The 1,779-nt window shown below is 56.0% G+C and carries 1 protein-coding gene; it reads left to right on the forward strand.

Annotated elements, in window-relative coordinates:
* The first annotated feature begins 110 nt into the window (after nt 1-110).
* On the forward strand, nt 111-1,391 hold the full coding sequence (locus tag I656_RS02135; protein WP_014195112.1) for an IS110 family transposase: 1,281 nt from the start codon (nt 111-113) through the stop codon (nt 1,389-1,391).
* Nucleotides 1,392-1,779 lie beyond the last annotated feature (388 nt).

A 1,779-nucleotide genomic window follows, 5' to 3' on the forward strand; every position in this document is an offset into this window, starting at 1 on the left:
AAAGGAGCATTCCCGTTAGGAGCTTTTCCGGGGACTTGATCAAAAAAAGCCCTCTTGGTATGATGCAGGGGTGTCAAACACATCACTCACCATACCAAGGAGGACTTCAGATGAATTGTACACAAAACTATAAAATTGATCAAGTTACGGAACAAACGCTTGTCGTGGGCATCGATATCGCGAAACGAACCCACTACGCCTGCTTCGTGGATGACCGGGGGCGCGTTCTTCGCAAGTCGTTCCCGATCTTCCAGTCGAAAGAGGGGTTTCAGCAGCTGTATAAAGCGATTCAGGAGGCGATGCAAGCGTTTGGGAAGTCAGAGGTGATCGTCGCGGTGGAGCCGACCGGGCACTACTGGTTGAACCTGGCCTACTTCCTCGAGGAGCACGGGATCCCGTTGGTCATGGTCAACCCGGCGCATGTGTGCCGGTCGAAAGAACTCGATGACAACCTGCCGACGAAACACGACGCCAAAGACGCCCTGGTCATTGCCAGACTGGCAAAAGACGGACGATTCCTCGTTCCCCGGCTGCTGCACGAGATCGAAGCCGATTTGCGCGTGGGAAGCACGCTCAAAGAGAAGCTCCGCAAGGAACAGACGGCGGTGAAAAATGCGATCATCCGCTGGACCGACCGGTATTTTCCGGAGTTTTGGACGGTGTTTCGCGATCTGGGAAAAACGGCGCTTTCGGTGTTGGAGTGGACGCCGTTTCCGGCCGATATGGCGGGTCGGACCGCCGAGGAGCTCATCGAGGTGTACCGGCAAAGCGAAGGGCTGAAATGCCCGCAGAAGGCCAAAATTCAGGCGTTGATCAACGCCGCGAAGGACTCCATTGGGGTGACGGAAGGGACGACGATGGCCCGGTTTGAGATCGCCGCGCTCGTCCGCCGATACCGCCAATTGGAGGCGGAGATCGCCGCACTGGACGCCGAGTTGAAGGCATTGGTTCAAACGACGATGGAGTATCAATGGCTGAAAACGGTCGACGGGTTGGGAGACGCCACGATTATCGATCTTCTGGCGGAGATCGGCAGCTTCGCCCACTATCGGGACCCGCGTCAATTGGTGAAGTTGGCGGGCCTGACGCTCAAGGAGAACTCCTCCGGCCAGCGCAAAGGGCAAAAGCACATCTCCAAACGGGGACGGAAACGGCTGCGCTCGGTGCTGTTTCGGGCGATGATTCCGCTGATCCGGCACAACGAGGCGTTTCGCGAGCTGCATGAATATTACACGACCCGATCCGTCAACCCGCTGACCGGAAAGCAATCCATCGTCGCCTTGTGCCGGAAGCTGTTGAATGTGCTGTTTGCGATTTGTACGAAGAAACAAGCGTTTGACGCGGAGCGAATGAAGCAGGACGTCTTGTCCCAAGTGCAACGGGCGGCCTAAGGCCTCCCCCTGCGAACGGAAGAATCGTTGGACAACCAGATGACACCGGAGAAGCTGGCGTGATTTTATCCATTCGACCTTGAGTCCCCAAAGGAGCTTGGCCGGCCTCCGCCTGATGACGAGACCGAACGAGGGAATGTTGGCGCGAAGACGCCCGGAGACATGGGAGGGTTCGTCCTCATCAGCGACGCGGAGATCCAAAGGGTGCATCGAATACGCTTCCTCCCACGGCAGGAAAATATGTCCAGCCGTGGCCGCGAAGCGCACCCTAGGTCTGTAAGATATCCACAAAACTGAAAAAGGATGTAAGAGATTTTGTCGAAAAATATTTTTTGGACACCCCTGAGAGGCCGAAAAGCCTTGATAAATCAACATTTCTAGAGGGAGG

This window comes from Geobacillus sp. WSUCF1, assembly GCF_000422025.1.
Lineage (GTDB): Bacteria > Bacillota > Bacilli > Bacillales > Anoxybacillaceae > Geobacillus > Geobacillus zalihae.